Raw genomic sequence first — 18,533 nt, forward strand, 5'->3', positions numbered from 1 at the left:
CCGTGAGCGCTGCGGCGGGGCCGCGGCGCTCACGAGGGCGGCGGCTTTTTCAGGGCAGGAATTCGTAGAACGGGCCGTCAGGAGCGAAGTTGCGAGAACACACCGTCACGTCCCTACCCTTGAGGTAGGCCAGCAACCAGTCACTGAACGTCATCTCGTAGAGAGTCCAGGCCGGACTGTCGAACTCCTGGACCACGACTCGCCAGGGCGACGATGGGTTGTCGGGAACGCGAAGGAGAACCGCCTCGCCCGTCATGGCCGTCGCCACCGGCATCAGTTCCCCGGGGTTCGCCCCCACCGGACTGGGCAGGAACTCCGCCATGTCCTCCTCGCGCCAGAGCTCGAGGTCCCCCCTGATGGTTTCTCCCAGACTGTGCAGAAGATGGCCGGCGGGGTGCTCCAGATACAACTGCCCGTTGATCTGGATCGAACCGTAGGCGTCCACGATCTCACGGAAGTCCGCAGGGAATTCGATACCGAGTTCCTGCTCCAGTTCGATCCATGGAGCCGGATCCGACCAGTTGAACCGGGGTTCGCCCAACAAGGCTGTGATCTCTGGGAGCGTTGCCACCACTAGGTCCTTCTAGAACGTCGAGCCGATGCCTGTCTTGGAGTTGACCGCAGTACAGGAGAAGTCACCTCGACCCCCTGGGGTCCGTACATGGTCATTCCCACCTGAACGGTGACAGAACGGCCGAGCGAGGGTCTCCGTACATGAGTACGATCTCACCAGCCCCGCCACGCATCACTGACCGGTCGAGGAGACAGGCCTAGGGCGCGTATCGAGTCGTGACCATCGGGTGGTCCTGGTGAGGTCTTTGATCCAGATCATCGAGGCGTGCAGGTGGAGACTGGCGAGGTAGCTGTCGGGAGTCTTGTCGTATCGGGGGACTCACCGTCCCAGTTCCGGCCTCCTGGTACGTCACGCTCTGGGGCGGGTGAGGCACGTGGAGCCGACGTGAGCCGACCGGTGCACTGATGTCCGGGCGGGGACTCATGGGACATGGCCCAGCACCCGGCTCAGGTTCCGGGGAGGATACGGCGCGTTTCGTAGGCCCACATCGCGATCTCGACCCGGTTGCGGGCGCCGAGTTTGGCCATCAGGCTCGCCAGATGCGTCTTCACCGTGCTGAGGCTGATGTGCAGCGCGTCGGCGATCTCGGTGTTGGTCAGCCCGCGGGCGACGGCGACGAGCACCTGCTCCTCGCGGGCGGTGACGGGGGAGACCGGCTGGGCCACGGGCCGGCCGGCGGGCAGGTCCGCGAATGCCTGGAGCAGACGGACGGTGACGCTTGGCGCGATGAGCGCCTCACCGTCGGACGCCGACCGTACGGCCTGCGCCAGAAGGTCCGGTCCCGTGTCTTTGAGGAGGAATCCGCGGGCGCCGGCACGCAGTGAGCCGTAGACGTACTCGTCGAGGTCGAACGTGGTGATGACGACCACGGCCAGCGGGTCGGCGACGCCCGGGCCGGCGACCAGCCGGGTGGCCTCGAGCCCGTCGAGTACGGGCATGCGGATGTCGAACAGGCAGACGTCGGGGCGTAGTTCGCGGGCCAGACGTACCGCTTCCCGCCCGTCGGCGGCCTCGCCGACCACCTCGATGCCGGGCTGGGCGTTCAGCATGATCCGCAACCCGGTGCGGATGATCGTCTGGTCGTCAGCGACGAGGACGCGAATGGACACCGCTCTCGCTCCTCGCTCTCGGCAGTTCGGCTTCGACATGCCAGCCCCGGTCGGTACCCGGGCCGGCTCGTAGTGTGCCGCCGAGCAGGGTCGCGCGCTCGCGCAGTCCGGTAAGTCCGTATCCGTCGCGACCCCGGCCGGTGCGCCGGCCGTTGTCGCGCACGCTCACCCGTACCGTGTGCCGTTCCGCGGCGACCCGAACGACGAGCTCGGTCGCGTCGACCGCATGGCGCAGCGCGTTGGTCACCGACTCCTGCACGATGCGGTAGACGGCCGCGTCCACGGCCGGGGGCAGCGCGTCCAGTTCGCCGTCGAGCCCCAGGTCGACCCTGAGGCGGCCACCCGGGGTGCGCACCAGGCGCTCCAGATCCGCGACTCCGGCAGGGGGCGCCAGCTCGGCGCCGACCCCGCGGTCGCGCAGCGCGGCGACCATGGCGCGCATTTCCTCCAGCGTGCGTGCCCCTTCCTCCTCGACCCCCTCCAGCGCCTCGACGGCGGCGGACGGGTCGGTGCCCGCGAGCACCCGGCCCGCCTGGGAGATGATCACCATGGCCGACACGTGGTGGGCCACCGTGTCGTGCAGTTCCCGGGCGAGCTGCTCGCGCTCGCGGGAGCGCACCTGCTCCAACTGCCGCTCGCGAGCGGTCACCCGGAACCGCACGGCAGCCCCGACCACGCCGGGCAGCAGCAGGAAGACGAAGCCCACGACATTTTCGACGACCGGGGTCTCGTCCGTGACGGAGCACAGCGCGCCGGCCGCGAGGATCACCGCGCTGCCCAGCACGATCTCGCGTCCCGATCCCCACCGGGGCAGCGCGTACACCAGCACGAGCACGACCGCGCCGGTGTACAGGCCGACGGGCTCGCGCGGTGCGGCGACGAGCGAGGCCACCTGAAGCAGGATCACCGAGCCGAACGCCAGCGTGACCATCGCCAGGGGGCGGGTCCGGCGCCACAGGGGCAGCAGGCACAGCCATACGGCGAACATCACCGCCACCGGCCGCCACACGACGTTCTCGCGCAGGGTGGCCTCCAGCGCGACACCGGCAAGGCCTGCGGCGAGCAGAGCCCAGTCCCGCCGCACCCGGGCGGGCGCGTCGGGCGGCCGGGGTTCGGTCCACAGGGTTCGCAGGTCGTCTCGGAGCACGGTTCTCAGCGTAGGGACCGCGGCGTGCCGCGCATCGGCCGAAAGGACGGTTCGTCACTCCGCCCCGGGGCCGACGGATCCGCGGCCCACGGGCCGATGCCGCGGAGCGCCGTGGCGACGAGCCTCGGCATCGGCGGCCGTACAAGGACGGCCGACGAGGTGGTTGGAGGACCCGATGCTGTCGAAAGCCCTGTTGCGCCTGGGCGCAAGCGCCGCCCGCCATCCCTGGCGGGTGATCGCGGCATGGCTGGTCGCCGCCACGCTCGCCGTCCTCGCCGCCGTCGCCTTCGGCGGGCGGACCGCGGACTCGATGACCGCTCCGGGACTGGACTCCCAACGGGCCGCGGAACTGATCGAGCGGGCCGGCACCGGCCAGGAGGGGATGACCGCCCAAGTGGTCGTCACCCCCCTCGACGGCGCTGCGACGTTCTTCGACGACGACGGCGCGCGCACCGCTCTCACGCGGCTGCAGGCCGAGGTGAAGCGGCTGCCGCACGTGCTCGGCACGAGCGACCCGGCGGGGGCACTCGACGCGGGCGGGGACACCGCCGTGCGCGGCGGCCTTGTCTCGGCCGACGGGCGGATCGCGGTCGTCCGGGTGCAGTACCCCGACCAGAGCCGGCTGTCGGCCGAAGACCTCGACGCCCTCGTCGATCTCGGCGACCGGCTGCGCGCCGAGCTGCCGCTGCGCATCGAGATGGGCGGGAACCTCTTCTACGCCTTCTCCGACCCCGACGGCGGCGCGAGCGAGCTGATCGGCCTCCTCGCCGCGGCCGCGATCCTGTTCCTGGCGTTCGGTTCGCTCGTCGCCGCCGCGCTGCCGATCGGCATGGCGGTCTTCGGGCTGACCGTCGGGGTCGCCACGATGACGGTACTGGCGGGGGTGACAGAGGTCCCCACCTTCGCACCGGTCCTGGGCAGCATGGTCGGGCTCGGAGTGGGCATCGACTACGCGCTGTTCGTGCTCGCCAGGCACCGGGAGTACCTCGCGTGCGGGCTCGATCCGCAGGCGGCGGCCGGACGAGCGGTGGCAACGGCGGGGCGGCCGGTGGTCTTCGCCGGCGGCACCGTCGTCGTGTCGATCCTCGGCCTGGCGGTCGCGAACGTGCCGTTCATGACGGTGGGCGGGGTTGCCGTCTCGATCGTCGTCCTGACGATGGTGCTCGCGTCGGTGACGCTGCTGCCGGCCTTCCTCGGAGCGGCCGGCCCGCGTCTGGGCCGGGCCGGTCGGATCGGCCGGGCTCTTCGGGCCGGGCGGCTCTTCCGACGGCAGGGCGCGGCGCCGGACGCCGTCCCCGCCGCCGGATGGCGTCGCTGGATCGGGCACGTCAGCCGGCACCCGGTGCCGTACGCGGTCGGCGCGGCGGGGCTGCTGCTGACCGCGACGCTGCCCGTGCTCGGCCTGCGCGTCGGCCTGCCCGACGACGGCTCACTGCCCCACAGCCGTACCGAGCGCCGGGCCTACGACCTCGTCGCCGAGGGGTTCGGCCCGGGCACCAACGGTCCCCTCGTCATCGCCGCGGACCCCACCGGTGATCCGGGAGTGCTGGACCGACTCGTCGGGGCGGTCGCGGCGGATCCGGGCATCGCATCCGTCGCGCCGACGCACATCGATCGGGCCACCGGCATCGCGACCCTCGTGGTGTTCCCGACCACCAGCCCTCAGGACAAGGCCACGGCCGACACCATCGCCCGGCTGCGCACCGACGTGCTGCCCACGGCGATCGGGCACGGCCCGGCCAGGGCCCACGTCGGCGGCGCCGCCGCGAGCCTGTCCGATGTGGGCCAACGCACCAGCCAACGCCTGCCGGTGTTCGTCGCCGCCGTGCTGGCGATGTCGTTCCTGCTGCTGATGCTGGTCTTCCGCTCGATACTCGTACCGCTCAAGGCGGTACTGCTGAATCTGCTGAGCATCGGCGCGGCCTACGGCATCATGGTCGCGGTCTTCCAGTGGGGCTGGGGAGGCGCACTCATCGGGCTGGAAGCGACGGTTCCGATCGTGTCGTTCATCCCGATGTTCCTCTTCGCCATCCTGTTCGGCCTGTCGATGGACTACGAGGTGTTCCTCCTCTCCCGTGTACGCGAGGAGTACCTGCGCACCGGCGACAACGGCACGGCGATCGTTGAGGGCGTCTCGCGCACCGCCCGGATCATCACCTCGGCCGCCCTCATCATGGTGGCGGTCTTCCTGTCCTTCGCCGTCGCCGACGACCCCTCCACCAAAATGTTCGGGCTCGGCCTGGCCACCGCGATCTTCATCGACGCCACGGTCGTACGCATGGTGCTGGTACCGGCGACCATGACACTCCTCGGCCGGACCAACTGGTGGCTGCCGAAGTGGCTGGACCGGATGCTTCCCCGCGGCCCGGTCGGCACCGACGACACCGACGCGGAATCCACGGGTGAGGCCCCGCGTCCACGGCTGGTCGACCGTTGACTCAACTCCTGCCCGCCCTTGGCGTCCGGCACCTCAGCGCGTCACCTAGGGGCATATCGAGTCTTGATCATCGGGTGGTCCTGGTGAGGTCCTTGATCCAGATCATCGAGGCGCGCAGGTGGAGACCGGCGAGGTAGCTGTCGGGAGTCTTGTCGTACCGGGTGGCGATGCCTCGCCATGCTTTGAGCTTGTTGATCAGGCGTTCGACGGTGTTCCGCTCCTTGTAGAGATCGGCGTCGTGGCTGACGGGTCGGCCACCTCTGGAGCCCTTCTTCTGGTTGGCGGCCTGGTCCTTCTTCTCCGGGATGACCGCCTTGATACGGCGTTTGCGCAGGTGGGCGCGGTTTCCCCGGGACGAGTACGCCTTGTCCCCGGCGACCGCGTCCGGCCGGATGCGGGGTCGGCCGACGGGCCCGCGTACCCGTACCTTCTTCAGGACGGGGATGAACTGCGGGCTGTCCGCTGCCTGGCCTGTGGTCAGGATGAACGCCAGCGGGCGGGACTTGCGGTCGGCGGCGAGGTGGACCTTGCTGGTCTGCCCGCCTCTGGAACGTCCGAGGAGGGCGGCCTTCAGCCGGAGTTTCCGCCGACGCCGGATGCGTCGTCGTTCTTCCAGCGCGGGATCACTTTCGGTCTCTTGCCCGTTTCGCTCTTCGAGGCTGCCCCCTTTGACCTGGCCTTCTCCTCCTCGGCCGCGGCTTTCTCCAGGGCGGTGACGACGTCCTCGTCGAGGTGCATCCCGGCCGCGTCGTGGGGGGCTCGGGCGGTGGTGGAGTCGATGCTGACCAGGGACAGGTCCACCTCACCCCGCTTCGCGGCTTCCGTGATCAGGCCCTCCAGCAGGGCCTCGAAGACGCCGGCGTCACGCCACTGCCGGAAGCGGTTGTGGACGGTCGACCAGGCGCCGAACTCCGTCGGCATCTCCCGCCACTGCCCGCCCGTCTTGAACCGCCGGATCACGCCCTCGAACTGCTGCCGCAGTCGCTCGGGGTACGGGCCGTACTCGCCGATCGGCAGGTACGGCTCGATGAACTCCCAATCCGGATCGGTCAATTGCACTCGCGTCACGTAAGAGCGTCTATCGGACCGGACCGTGCCACGAAGGCACATCCCGCAAGTTGATCACGACTCGATACGCGCCCTAGTAGGGCTTTCTCGTCGAGCAGGCGGAACCAGGTCTCGAAACCCGGCACCTGCGCACGGACACCGGGCGGCAGGGTGTGGACGGCGAGGTCGGTCGGGGTGGACCAGTTGTCCGGTCCGGCGTACTCGGCATACGACAGGATCCCGATGCCCACCTTCGGCTGCTGGTCGCCGTACCGCCTGCGCAGCCAGGTACCTCTCCAGGTTGGTGCCGGAGCCGGCCCATGCGTACCAGAACCCGCTCGGGTAGACGGAGGTGGTGCCCCCCGGCGTGCGTGGTCCCGAACAGGGATCTGTGCCTGCACTGCTGTCATGGCTGGCGCCTCAGCCGATGCGGGCTCCCGCGCCGCTGACACGGACGCGCGGGTCACCCGCGCGCAGCGTCACCGTGAGCTCGCCGGGGCGGCCCAGGTCCTCGCCCTGGTGCAGGGTGAGGACGGCGTCCTCGGGGACCAGGCCGAGCTCACGGGCGTACGCACCGAACGCGGCGGCCGCGGCGCCGGTCGCCGGGTCCTCGACGACGCCGCCGACGGGGAACGGGTCACGGACATGGAAGACGGTGGCCGACTCCCGCCACACCAACTGGACCGTGGTCAGGTCCAAGCGGTGCATCAGGGCTTCGAGGCGCGCGAAGTCGTACGCGAGGTCTGCGAGGCGAGCGCGGGTCGCCGCCGCGAGAACGAGATGGCGGGCGCCGGCGAACGCGATACGGGGCGGGAAGGCCGGATCGAGATCGGCGGCCGGCCAGCCGAGCGCGGCGCGCGCCTCCGCGAGGTCGGCGTCGGCGATCTCCTCGATGTGCGGCTCGACACTGGTGAGCGTGGCCCTGACCGTCCCGCCCTCCTCGGCCACCTCCACCGGCACGGTGCCGGCGCGCGTCGCGAACACCAGCTCCCCGGGGCCTATCCGCTCGGCGAGCGCGACGGCGGTCGCGACGGTGGCGTGCCCGCAGAACGGCACCTCGGCCTTGGGGCTGAAGTAACGGATGCTGTACGCCCGCCCCTCCGGGCCGCCGAGGCCCTCCGGGGGCGCGGTCAGGAACGCGGACTCCGAGTATCCGAGCTCGGCGGCGATGGCCAGCATGTCGCTGTCGTCCAGGGCGGTGGCGTCCAGAACGACGCCGGCGGGGTTTCCGCCGTCGGGGGCGCTGGAGAAGGCGGTGTAGCGCAGCACCTCGGGCCGCGAAGCATTCGTCGTCATGATCGTGGCAACCCGAGGCAGGCCCGCAGCTATTCCTGGACGCGGGCGGAGGCGGAGACGGGCGCCCGCGGCGGGCCCACGGGGCGGAGCCGCACATCGACGACCGAGATTGAGTCAGGGGTCCGGCTGGGGCCGGTTGATACCGCTTCTGGTCCTGTGCACCCCGGCCCAGAGCTTGGCCCACGGTGCTACAGAGCAATCAGACCGGCTGTCGTCTCCTTGAAGCCGCAGGCATCGAAATAGAACGAACGCAGGTGCTCCTCGAAGTCGACGTGGAGCCATGCGCACTTCGCGGCACGAGCTTCGTGAGCCGCGGTTGCGACCAGCGCGGCGCCAATGCCTCTCGCCCGGCGATGCTGGGCGACCACCGTGTCCAGGAGGAAGGCGTGAACTCCGCCGTCCCAGGCGACGTTGACGAAGCCGATCAGCGAGCCGTCCTCCCAGGCACAGACCCAGCCGAGACTGTGGCGCTCAAGTCGTTCTCGCCAGTCGGTCTGAGCGACCAGGTGGCCGAAGCCGTCAGCGTGCAGGGCGTTGAGGGCGGCGTTGTCGACGTCGCCCCGCCACTCGTACTTGATCGTCACTCCTCGATCGTCGTCACGACGGTGCCGGCCGCCTCTGGCGGCTACGGCGGCGGGAAGCAGGTGCCGGGCCGCGTACGGCACATCGTGGCCATGAGCTCGACCGGAAGGTCGGCCCTCGGGCAGTCGCCGGCTTCTTCCGAGAGCCCTTCGGGCGTCACGACACACCGCTGCCGCCCACCGTGCCGGCGTCCGGCAACCAGGTCCCGTCTCTTCGGCCGGCGCCGTATCCGGTGCTGCCGGTCCGCCGACGTTGGCCGATTCCCCCCGGGCGGTGGGGCTCCTGGGATAAGATCACGGCGGCTGTTGATCGTCGCGGTCACCGTCATACCGAAGAGGGAGCCATGTGGCGAACACTGGCCAGCGCGGTGGCCGGTTTGCTCGTGCTGTTCGTCGGCAGTCTTGCCTTCAACGCGGCGTCCGGCCAGAGCCGCTGGCCCGGGCCGCTCGACTTTGTGCGCGTCCACCCGTGGGTGGTGCTCCTCATCCTGATACCCATGTCGCTCATCGGGCTCTGGCAGGCGCCGCGCCGCGACCACGCGCAGGCCCCGCTCGCGCCCATGGCGTACCGGCTGCCGCCACGCAACACCAACTTCACCGGCCGCGACGCCACACTGCGGGAGGTGCGGCAGCGCCTCACCTCGGTGAACGACGCCGCGAGGCTGGTCGTGCACGGGCTGGGTGGCGTCGGCAAGACCCAGCTCGCGGTCGAGTACGCCTACCGCTACCTGTCGAAGTACCGGTTCGTCGCGTTCGTGGACGCCGAGAACCCGGACCTGGTGGCGTCGCAGTTCGTATCGCTGGCCAGGGAGCTGGGGCTGACCGAGGTGAGCTCCGACCAGGTCATCCCACGGGTGTACGGCAAGCTGCGGGACCGCAGGCCCTGGCTGATCATCTTCGACAACGGGGAGAAACCGGGCCCGCTCACGCACGCGCTGCCGTCGGGTGGCCTGGCGGGCAACGGCCATGTCATCGTCACGACCAGGGTGAGTAACTGGTCGGGCAGCGCCGGCGTCATCGACCTGGATGTGTTCACCAGGCGAGAGTCGGTGGAGCTGCTGGTCCGGCGGGTGCCCGGCATGACCGCGGCGGTGGCGGACCGGATCGCCGAGCAACTGGGGGACCTGCCGCTGGGGTTGGAGCAGGCGGCCGGGTACATGGCGTACAACCACACGGCCCCCGAGGAGTACCTGGCTCTGCTGACGTCGCGACTGGAGGACATGATCGCGCAGGGCGAGCTGACCGACCGGCCGATGGTGGTGGTCGCGACCCTGTGGCAGCTCAGTGTGCGAAGGCTGGAGACAGAACAGCCCCAGGCGGTACGGCTGCTGAAGCTCTGTTCCCTTCTGGCGCCGGAGCCGATCCCGCTGGACCTGTTCACCGGCAGCCCCGACACGCTGAACGTAGCCGCAGCCGACCCGCTGGCGTGGGACACGACGGTCGGCGCCCTGGCCGGTCTGGGTCTCGCAAGGCGCGGGGAGGCGTCCCTGGTACTGCACCGGCTGGTCCAGGCCGCCACCCGGGCCTCGCTGCCGGACGAGGCGCGCGCCGACACTCGGGTCCAGCTGTGTCGTGCGCTGCTCACGGCCGTGCCGCACGACATCCACGGTGACCCGGATGCGCGGCCACGGTGGGAGAAGCTGCTCCCGCACGTGATCGCGGTGACCAAGGACGACCCACCGGCCGAGTGCGCTGCAGAGACGGCAGTGCTGCTGAGGCTGGCGTCGACGTTCCTCCTCCAGATCGGGGATTTCTCGGTGGCGCTGTCCCTGTGTGAACGTGCCCTTGCGATTGACGAGTCGCTCGAGGGCCGGGATGCGGAGATCGGCTTCGACCTGATCACCCTGGCGCACATCCACCGGGACCTCGACACGCCGGAGAGGGCACGCCCGCTGGCGGAACGCGCGCTGCGCCTGCACGAGTCCTGCCTGCCGGCGGACAGTCCCGCCATCGCGACGGATCTGGCCACGCTGGCGCGGACACTGTGCCTTCTCGGTGAACACAGGGCGGCGCAGCCACTGGCCGAGCGGGCGGTACAGATCGACGAGGTGGCGTACGGACCGGACGACCCGTACGTGAGCTTCGACCTGATAGCACTGGCGAACGTTCACGTCGAGCTCGGCGATCACGCCACGGCCGTGCCACTGATCTCGCGTGCGCTGCGGATCCGCGAAGCCCATTACGCGCCGGACCACCTGTACATCGGGTACGTCCTGCTGCTCAAGGCCCAAGTCCTGCACACGTTGAACGACCCGACCGCAGCGGACCTCGCGCGCCGGGGTGCACAGATCATGCACACCCAGCTGGGCGAGACCCACCCCAAAACCGAGGAAGCATTCGCCCTCGTCAACCGCCTACGCTGACAACGCCATCACAGACCGTGTCCCACATGATCTGATCGGTTCTCTGCTGCGGCGGGATCAGTGGCGGTGGGGCGAGTGTTGTCTGCGATGTCTGATGCTGGACGGCCGGCGCAAGTCGATGCCCTCGGACCGTCCGGCGGCCAGCGCCGCCGGACACCGGGGCGCCGCCGGGCCACCCCCGTCATGGGCCCGGCGGCGCCCCGCCCGGCTCCTCTCCATGCTCGGAAATCCGCCCATGCTCAACTTGGCCCACCCGCTTCGCAATTCGTGCCGCAAGGCCCCCAACCACCGCCAAGTCGTCAGCGGCAGCGCACCCCCTGCCACCGGCACCGCACTCGCCGTGGACACGGACGGCAACGCGGTCGGCAGCGTTCCCGCAGGCTGCGCGGAAGGGGCCGTTTACGCGGCGCACCTTCAACTGCCTCTCCCCACGCACGACCGCTGCGGCAGCGACCGCCGTAGCGGCATCCGAAGGAGAAAGGACCACAGTCATGTCAGCAACGAGCAGCAACGGGGACCGCCGATCCGTACTACGAGCCTCCGCCGCCCTCTCAACACCGGCTGCGCTGGCCGGATCGGCCATCAACGGCGGCACCGCCTACGCCGACGAGCTTGGCAATGCAGGGTCTCCCCCCACCACGGGGAAGCTGCCGAAGGCGCCGACCGCCAAGGGGCCGGCCGAGCGGCTCACCGGTGACGTGTGGCTCGATACCCTCACGGCCGGCGAGGAGCCGTCCGGAATCCTCGTGGCCGAGGTGCGCTTCGCACCCTGCTCCCGCCCCGCCTGGCACCGCCATGCCTACGGACAGACCCTGCATGTCACCGAGGGCGTCGGGCTGGTTCGCGCACGTGGCGGCAAGCTCATCGTGATGCGCGCCGGCGACACCGTCTACACGCCGCCGGGCGAGTGGCACTTCCACGGCGCCGCCCGCGAGCACTTCATGACCCACCTCGCGATGGTGTCGACCGGCGGTGATCCCAGAAACGGGACCGAGTGGGGCGACCACGTCACCGACGAGGACTACGACGGCAGGTAGGGACCGCCTTCACCCTCGGTCGCCAGGCGCCTCGCCCTCCGCGCCGATGTGCTGTCGCAGAGAACACCTCACGGACTCTGATCAGGTCGGGGCTGTAGCCGCCCCGCACCGTGACCTCCACCCGCTGCACCCCGCCCTCGACCCGGGCGGCGCCGGCCCGGCGCGGCCCGAAGAAGAACCAGCCCAGCCCGGCGACCAACAGCACGGCGGCCAGGACCACCACGACATCGAGGGCACCCATGAGCTGCCCGCCTCCCTTGGAAGGTCACTCTCCAGCCTGCGCCCGGGTACCCCCGCCGGGTAGGGGCTGAACGGCCCACAGGTCCCTGGACCGTCCGGCCCAAGAGCGCCACTCATACAGGGGAACAATGGAGGTGAGGGCAGCAGCCCGCTCCGGAGGACGGGCTCCGCGCCCGTACCAGTCGCCGAAACAAGCCGAAGCAGGTGAGTGGCGATGATGTTCTGGTACGACCACGATGTCAGCGGCTGGGGCTGGTTCGGGATGTCGGTCGGCATGGTCCTGTTCTGGGCGCTGATCATCACAGCTCTTGTCCTGGTCTTCCGTGCCGCCAACCAGCCCCACGAACACACCCACACCCCCGCCGCACCCACACCTGAGCAAATCCTCGGCGAGCGGTTCGCGCGCGGGGAGATCGACGAAGAGGAGTACCAGCGCCGACTGAAGGTCCTGCACGCCGGCCCTCTCAGCAAATCCTGAACACGGCCGCACTCCCTGTGGCCTTGGCCCTCCGCTGAAGGAGGCCCATGATGAACGACAAGCGCAACTACGGCATGTACGCCCTCGCCGCCGCGATCGTCGTGGTCGGCACCCTGATCGTCGGCGCGTCGCTGGAAAGCCTGGTCTGGCCCGCCCTGGTCGCGGCCTGCCCACTGATGATGTTCTTCATGATGCGCAGCGTGCACGGCCAGGACATGCACGGCGGACACGATCAGCACCGCGACGACCGGGACGAGGGCCCGCTGCGCAAGCACGACCACCACACCGGGCCCGGGCGGCGGCCCTGACCGCCCCGCTCTCGGGGAGGGGGTGAGTGCCATGGCCGCCGTGATCGCATCGGTGGCCGGGGCACTGATCCTGGCGGGCATCGTCCACGACACCGCCCGCCTGATCACCACCACCGAGCCGCGCCGCCCGCCGCTGGCCCGCCTACGCGGACGCCGCGCGCCGCGACGGCTTCCTCCTCATCCGCCGCAGCAGCCCCGGCCTCTGCGGCGACCGCCCCAGGCGTAGTGCTCCAGGCGTAGTGCTCCAGGCGTCAGGTATCGCCGACCGAGCACACGCGTACGCAGACTTGCCCGCCCACACATGATGTCGCCTCCTGGTCCGGCGGGCCCTGCTCGGCGCTCCTGCCCTCTACGGCCGGCGGGGTTGCGGACGCCGGGAGCTGGGCCTTCATCCGGGCCAGCTCCTTGTCCACGTCCTGGTCCGCGGTGACGCGCTCGAGTTCGGCCTGGATGTCGTCGCGGCCGGCGGGGAGGGTGGCGTCCTCCAGGACACCGGAGGCGAGCAGTTCGTCCAGTGCTCCGGCGCGGGCCTGCAGCTGTTCGGTCCTGTCCTCGGCACGCTGCATGGCAAGGCCGACATCGCCCAGCTCCTCGCCGATGCCGGTGACGGCCTCGGTGATGCGGGTCTGGGCTTCGGCGGCGGTGTAGCGGGCCTTGATGGCCTCCTTGCTGGTACGGAAAGTGTCCACCTTCGCCTGCAGGCGCTGTGCGGCGAGGGTGAGTTTCTCCTCCTCGGCCTGCAGCGAAGCGTGCTGGGTCTGAAGGTCCGTGACCTGGGAGGCCACGGCGGTGCGCCGACTCAGGGCTTCGCGGGCGAGGTCCTCTCGTCCGGCGGCGAGTGCCTTCTGGGCCTGTCCTTCCAGCTTGCCGCCGGACTGCTGCAGCTGGTTGATCTGTACCTCGACGCGTTTGCGGCTGGTGGCCACGTCCGCCACACCGCGTCGAACCTTCTGCAGCATTTCCTGCTGCTGGGTATAGGAGTAGTCCAGTACCTCGCGCGGGTCTTCAGCCCGGTCCAGGGCTTTGTTCGCCTTGGTCCGGAACAGGGTGGCCATGCGGTGGGCGATGCTGGTCATAGCGGCCTGCCTCCTCTCGATCGGTGAGGAATCAGCCGGTCCATGCCACATCTGCGGGACACTTCCAGGCTCCAGCGGGGTGGTCCGGGCCGCAACCTCGGTCCTGGCGTCCCAGCTCTGGTCAGCAGGTGCTCGATGCCGATTCCGGCCCGGCCGGTCCCCCAGCTGCGGTCTCGTGCGCCTTCCTCCACGATGAATGCATGGCGCTCGTCCGTTCCGCTCACTCTTTCGACGCTTTCCGGGCGCTGGCGGACCGGCGTGGGCGGCCTGGAGAAAGGTTGGTGGAGTCGCTGGCCAAGGCCAGGGCTACGACGGGGGGCAGCCCCGATGTCTGGGCACCACCGATCGCCGCCCGCGTCGGTCTGCCTGCCGCCGCCGCGCTGGGACCTGCCAGTTACTACGCGGACCTCGCCGCCCCGCACGGCGACCGTCATGTCCGGGTATGCGCCGCGACAGCGTGCTTCGCCGCAGGAGGCGGAGGGCACCTCGCGGAGGTGGAGCGTGAGCTGGGTGTCGCCGCACACACCGCCTCACCGCGCGGTGACGTGTCGCTGCAGGCTGTCCGCTGTCTGGGCTACTGCTACGCGGGACCCGCCGCCCTTGACGGCGACACCCCCTGTACCGGGACGACCCTCCCCGCTCAGCTCGCCGGGCGGGAGCCAACGAGAGCGCCGGACATCCCGGTGGCCGATGACACCGATGACCCGGTCCTGCTGAGCGCGGTGCTCTCCGGTGAGCCGGCGTGGCAGGTGTGGTCGAGGACGGTGTCGTCGGGCACTCCGGACGAGGTGCAGCGCGAGGTGGCGGCGTCCGGGCTGCGTGGGCGTGGCGGCGCCGGATTCCGCGTGGCGTCGAAGTGGGAGGCGGTCGGCCGCGCACCCGGGGGCGTGATCGTCGCCAACGGCGACGAAGGCGATCCGGGTTCGTACGCCGACAGGCTGCTGATGGAGGCCGACCCGGGGCGCGTGCTGGAGGGTCTGGCCCTGGCCTGTTTCGCGTGCGGGGCCCGTCAGGGCATCGTGCTGGTGCGCTCCGAATACCCGGCCGCTCTGGCACGGATGAGGGACGCGGCGCGCCAGGCGTACGCCGACGGGCATCTCGGACCGTCCGTGCACGGGACGACCACCTCCGTGGACATCCACATCGTCGAGGGCGCCGGCTCCTACGTCGCCGGTGAGGAGACCGCGCTCATCGCGGGGTTGGAGGGCAGTCGCGGATGCGCCCGGCCCCGCCCGCCGTACCCCACCGAGCGCGGCCTGTGGGACGCGCCGACCGTGGTCAACAACGTCGAGACCCTGGCGGCCGTCCCGTGGATCGTCCGGCACGGCGGCCAGGCGTACGCCCGGCGCGGGACGCCCGACGAGACGGGGACCAAACTGGTCTGTCTCTCGGAGCGGTTCGCCCGGCCGGGTTGCTACGAGGTCGAGCTCGGCACGCCGGTGCGGCGGATCGTCACCGAGCTGGGCGGCGGTCTGAAGGACGGCGCCGAGCTGATGGCTCTCCAGGTCGGCGGGCCGCTGGGCGGCTTCCTCGCTGCCGACGCGCTGGACGTGCCGCTGTCGGAGGCAGGGCTGTCGGCCCGGGGTGCCGCTCTCGGCCACGCCGGTCTCGTCGCCTTCGACGAGCGTGTGGCACCGGAGGAAGTGCTGCGTCACGTCTGGGAGTTCGCCGCGGCCGAGAGCTGCGGCGCGTGCTCACCCTGCCGTGTCGGCTCGCGCCGCGGCCTGGAATGGGCGTCCGCCGACACGCCGCCGGGCCGAGAGTGGGAGCGGCTGTCGCGGGTCCTGGCCGAGGCGAGCCTGTGTGCCTTCGGACGGCGGATCCCGCCCGCCGTGCACAGCCTGGCCCGCGCCTACGGGGACCGACTGGCGGGATGGGGGCCATGAACGGAGTCACGATCGAGGTCGACGGCACCGGCGTCGAGGTGCCCGAGGAGTCGTCACTGCTCACGGCGGTGCGGGCGGCCGGGATCGAGCTGCCCGCGCTGTGCTCCGACGACCGGCTCAGTCCCGCCGGGTCATGCCGTACGTGTCTCGTACGGGCGGAGGGGCGCATCGCGGCGGCCTGTGTCACTCCGGCCTCACCCGGCGTGCGCGTGGACACCAGAGGCGACGAGGTTGTGCGGCTGCGCCGGGACGCGGTGGAGGTCATCGTCTCGGCACTGCCGCCCCGGGCCCTCGCCGACGACAGTCCCAGCGAACTGGCCCATGTCTGCCGGTCGATGGGCATCGGCCCCGAGGCGGCGCAGGATGCCGGAGGCCGTGGCGGGGACGAGTCCCACCCGTACGTCCACTTGGACCGGGACCTGTGCATCGCCTGCGGCCGGTGCGTGCGGATGTGCTCCGAGTTGCAGGGCACCTTCGCCCTCACCCTGGTCGGCAGAGGCGGCGACACCGTCGTGGCCCCCGGCACCGGCGGGCCCTGGGCCGAGTCGGACTGCGTGGCCTGCGGCGGCTGCGTGGACACCTGCCCCACGGGGGCGATCACCCAGCCTGGACCGGCGCGGGGACTCACCTCGGCGTTCCACCCCGCGGAGGCCCGGACGCGCACCACATGCGGCTACTGCGGCGTGGGCTGCACCCTCGACGTGATCGCACAGGACGGTGAGGTCACGGCGGTGCTGCCCGCCCGGGACGGCCCGGTCAATCGCGGCCACGCGTGCGTGAAGGGCCGCTTCTCCCACGGATTCCGCACCTCACCGGAGCGGCTCACCCGGCCCCTGCTGCGACGCGACGGCGTGCTGGAGCCGGTGGGCTGGGACGAGGCACTGGCTCACGTCGCCCGGGGACTGCGGGCCGCCGTCGGTGCCGGGGGCCCGGACTCCGTGGCGGTGATCTCCTCGGCCCGTGCCACGAACGAGGAGAACTACCTCGTACAGAAGTTCATGCGGGTCGTCGTCGGAACCAACAACGTCGACAACTGCTCCCGCCTGTGCCACTCCCCCTCCGCCGCCGGCCTGACGGCGTCCTTCGGGCTCTCCGGCGGCACCGACACTTTCGACGACGTGGAGCGGGCCGACTGCCTGCTGGTGGTCGGGGCCAATCCCGTCGAGGCTCACCCGGTGGTCGGAGCGCGGCTGCTGAGGCGGGTCCTCCACGGGGCCAGGCTGCTCGTCGCCGACCCGCGTGCCGTGGGTCTCGCCCTGCACGCCGACGTGCATCTGCGTCCGCGTCCGGGCACCAACGTGGCGCTCTTCCACGGGCTCGCCCATGTCCTGCTCGCCGAAGGGCTGGCAGACGAGGCGTTCCTGCGTGAACGGGCCACCGGACTGCCGGAGCTGACCGAACTGCTGGCCGACTACCCGCCGGACCGGGTCGCGGACCTCACCGGCGTGCCGGCCCCGGACCTGGTCGCCGCCGCCCGCCTTTACGGCAGCGCCGAGCATCCGGCCATCGTCTACGGCCTGGGCGTGACCGAGCACCTCCACGGCACCGACGGGGTGCGGTCCCTGGCCAACCTGGCGATCCTGCGCGGCGCCGTGGGCACCGACCGGGGGTACGGGGTCAACCCGCTGCGCGGCCAGAACAACGTCCAGGGCGCCTCCGACATGGGCGCCCTGCCGGACCTCCTGCCCGGGTACGGAAAGGTGACCGACCCGGCCGCCCGCGCGCGGGCCGAGGACGTCTGGGGCGTACCAGTCCCAGGGCGGCCTGGCCTGCGGATCCCGGACATGTTCGCCGCCGCACGAGCCGGCGATCTGCGAGCGCTGTGGGTCATCGGCGAGGACGTCTGCGCCACCGACCCCGACGCGAACCAGGTCGTCCACGCCCTGGACGCCTGCCCGCTCGTCGTCTGCAACGAACTGTTCCTGTCCGAGACGGCCCAGCACGCCGACGTCGTACTGCCGGTGGCCTCCTGGCTGGAGAAGGACGGCACCTTCGTCAACTTCGACCGCCGGTTCCAGCGTGTCCGCCCCGCCGTGCCCCCACCGGGACAGGCCCGCACCGACTTCGACACCCTGCGGGCCGTCGCCGAGGCCATGGGAGTCGACCTGGGCTGCGCGACTCCCGCCGACGCCCTCGCCGAATGCGGCCGGCTCGCGCCCGTCTTCGCCGGGCTCTCCCACGACCGACTGGACCGCGAGGGCTCCGTGCCATGGCCCTGCACCGCCCCCGACCGGCCGGGAGAAGCCAAGCTGTACACCGAGCGCTTCGCCACACCGGACGGCCGGGCCCACCTGGCCGCCGCCCCCTATCTCCCCCCGGGCGAACGACCGGACGACGACTATCCGCTGGTCCTGGTCACCGGGCGGCGCTGGGCTCACTACAACTCCGGAAGCATGACGCGGCGCGGTGGCAACCTCGCGCTCGACCCGGTTGACTTCCTTGACCTCCACCCCGACGACGCCGGCCGGTACGACGTGCGCGATGGCGAGCAGGTAACGGTGGAGAGCCGGCACGGCCAAGCCCGGCTCATCGCTCGTGTCGGTGACCAGACACCCCCCGGCCAGGTCTTCTGCTCCTTCCACTTCCCCTCGAGCGGAGTGAACCGCCTCACCTCGGACGTGGCAGATACCGTCACCTCCTGCCCCGAGTACAAGGTCACGGCGGTCCGCGTGGCTGTGTCGTAATCCGCGGCAGACCGCCTCGTCCCCCGTGACCCGTTCATGGCCGCCCTTGCCTCTCGCCCGCTGGTAGCGGCGGTGCTCCGTATCGGTGTGGGGCCGACGCCGACGCCGGGTCGCCCAGCCGCGCCCTGGCTCCCGGTCCATCTCCACCAGGACCCCGCGGGCGTAGGGAGAATGCAACCCCCCTGCGGCAGCCGCGCGGCTCGTACCCCGCTGTCCGCCACGACCGTCACCTCACTGCATTGGGAGAGCCTGACGGACACCCACACCGCA

Annotated in this window: 15 protein-coding genes and 2 pseudogenes; 9 read left to right on the plus strand and 8 right to left on the minus strand. The window is 70.9% G+C overall.

The window, feature by feature from the left end:
* Positions 1-49: 49 nt before the first annotated feature.
* From IE263_RS13270 to IE263_RS13280, 3 genes are all read right to left on the minus strand, one after another.
* The gene (locus IE263_RS13270; RefSeq protein ID WP_229910957.1) at positions 50-571 is read right to left on the minus strand and encodes an SMI1/KNR4 family protein; all 522 of its coding nucleotides are present in this window, start codon (positions 569-571) and stop codon (positions 50-52) included.
* Between the two features lie 449 nt (positions 572-1,020).
* Positions 1,021-1,683, minus strand: coding sequence for a response regulator (locus tag IE263_RS13275; RefSeq protein ID WP_189935713.1), 663 nt, complete (start codon positions 1,681-1,683; stop codon positions 1,021-1,023).
* Positions 1,658-2,830, minus strand: a complete 1,173-nt coding sequence (locus tag IE263_RS13280) for a sensor histidine kinase (RefSeq protein WP_189935715.1) — start codon at positions 2,828-2,830, stop codon at positions 1,658-1,660. The genes IE263_RS13275 and IE263_RS13280 overlap by 26 nt, the downstream gene beginning before the upstream one ends.
* A gap of 175 nt (positions 2,831-3,005) precedes the next feature.
* Here IE263_RS13280 and IE263_RS13285 point away from each other — a divergent pair, with 175 nt between their 5' ends.
* Positions 3,006-5,267, plus strand: coding sequence for an MMPL family transporter (locus IE263_RS13285; RefSeq protein WP_189935717.1), 2,262 nt, complete (start codon positions 3,006-3,008; stop codon positions 5,265-5,267).
* A gap of 67 nt (positions 5,268-5,334) precedes the next feature.
* Here the strand turns inward: IE263_RS13285 and IE263_RS13290 are convergent.
* From IE263_RS13290 to IE263_RS13300, 3 genes and pseudogenes are all read right to left on the minus strand, one after another.
* A pseudogene (locus IE263_RS13290) lies at positions 5,335-6,335 on the minus strand (IS5 family transposase).
* A 399-nt stretch (positions 6,336-6,734) separates the two neighbouring features.
* Positions 6,735-7,610: a PhzF family phenazine biosynthesis protein gene (locus IE263_RS13295; RefSeq protein ID WP_189935719.1), complete on the minus strand. Its 876-nt coding sequence runs from the start codon at positions 7,608-7,610 to the stop codon at positions 6,735-6,737.
* A gap of 188 nt (positions 7,611-7,798) precedes the next feature.
* A complete protein-coding gene (locus IE263_RS13300) occupies positions 7,799-8,194 on the minus strand; it encodes a GNAT family N-acetyltransferase (RefSeq protein ID WP_189935721.1) in 396 nt (131 codons plus the stop codon).
* Positions 8,195-8,535: 341 nt separating this feature from the next.
* Between IE263_RS13300 and fxsT the strand changes: the two genes are divergently transcribed.
* The 3 genes and pseudogenes from fxsT to IE263_RS13310 all read left to right on the plus strand — a co-directional run bounded on the left by fxsT (position 8,536) and on the right by IE263_RS13310 (position 11,591).
* Positions 8,536-10,554: an FxSxx-COOH system tetratricopeptide repeat protein gene (fxsT, locus tag IE263_RS13305; protein ID WP_189935743.1), complete on the plus strand. Its 2,019-nt coding sequence runs from the start codon at positions 8,536-8,538 to the stop codon at positions 10,552-10,554.
* A 235-nt stretch (positions 10,555-10,789) separates the two neighbouring features.
* Positions 10,790-10,957 (plus strand): annotated as a pseudogene (locus tag IE263_RS49725) (XdhC family protein); the annotation flags it as partial.
* Positions 10,958-11,045: 88 nt separating this feature from the next.
* Entirely contained in the window at positions 11,046-11,591 is a 546-nt protein-coding gene (locus IE263_RS13310) for a (R)-mandelonitrile lyase (protein WP_189935745.1), read from the plus strand.
* On the opposite strand, the gene IE263_RS13315 is transcribed toward IE263_RS13310, so the two are convergent.
* Positions 11,563-11,832 (minus strand): hypothetical protein, encoded by a 270-nt coding sequence (locus tag IE263_RS13315; protein ID WP_189936330.1) that lies wholly within the window; start codon positions 11,830-11,832, stop codon positions 11,563-11,565. The two genes, IE263_RS13310 and IE263_RS13315, sit on opposite strands and share 29 nt — an antisense overlap.
* 213 nt (positions 11,833-12,045) lie before the next feature.
* Here IE263_RS13315 and IE263_RS13320 point away from each other — a divergent pair, with 213 nt between their 5' ends.
* From IE263_RS13320 to IE263_RS13330, 3 genes are read left to right on the plus strand one after another with little or no spacing between them, the layout of a single operon-like run.
* Positions 12,046-12,309: an SHOCT domain-containing protein gene (locus IE263_RS13320; protein WP_189935747.1), complete on the plus strand. Its 264-nt coding sequence runs from the start codon at positions 12,046-12,048 to the stop codon at positions 12,307-12,309.
* Between the two features lie 47 nt (positions 12,310-12,356).
* Complete coding sequence (locus IE263_RS13325; protein ID WP_189935749.1) at positions 12,357-12,617, plus strand: DUF2933 domain-containing protein; 261 nt, start codon at positions 12,357-12,359, stop codon at positions 12,615-12,617.
* Positions 12,618-12,648: 31 nt separating this feature from the next.
* On the plus strand, positions 12,649-12,843 hold the full coding sequence (locus IE263_RS13330) for a hypothetical protein (protein WP_189935751.1): 195 nt from the start codon (positions 12,649-12,651) through the stop codon (positions 12,841-12,843).
* Between the two features lie 25 nt (positions 12,844-12,868).
* On the opposite strand, the gene IE263_RS13335 is transcribed toward IE263_RS13330, so the two are convergent.
* Positions 12,869-13,693 (minus strand): PspA/IM30 family protein, encoded by an 825-nt coding sequence (locus IE263_RS13335; RefSeq protein ID WP_189935753.1) that lies wholly within the window; start codon positions 13,691-13,693, stop codon positions 12,869-12,871.
* Between the two features lie 200 nt (positions 13,694-13,893).
* Here IE263_RS13335 and IE263_RS13340 point away from each other — a divergent pair, with 200 nt between their 5' ends.
* Both IE263_RS13340 and fdhF read left to right on the plus strand, forming a co-directional pair.
* The gene (locus IE263_RS13340) at positions 13,894-15,579 is read left to right on the plus strand and encodes an NAD(P)H-dependent oxidoreductase subunit E (protein ID WP_189935755.1); all 1,686 of its coding nucleotides are present in this window, start codon (positions 13,894-13,896) and stop codon (positions 15,577-15,579) included.
* A complete protein-coding gene (gene fdhF / locus IE263_RS13345; protein ID WP_189935757.1) occupies positions 15,576-18,263 on the plus strand; it encodes a formate dehydrogenase subunit alpha in 2,688 nt (895 codons plus the stop codon). Before IE263_RS13340 ends, fdhF begins: the two co-directional genes overlap by 4 nt.
* Positions 18,264-18,533 lie beyond the last annotated feature (270 nt).

Source organism: Streptomyces aurantiogriseus (assembly GCF_014649375.1).
Taxonomy (GTDB): Bacteria; Actinomycetota; Actinomycetes; order Streptomycetales; family Streptomycetaceae; genus Streptomyces; species Streptomyces aurantiogriseus.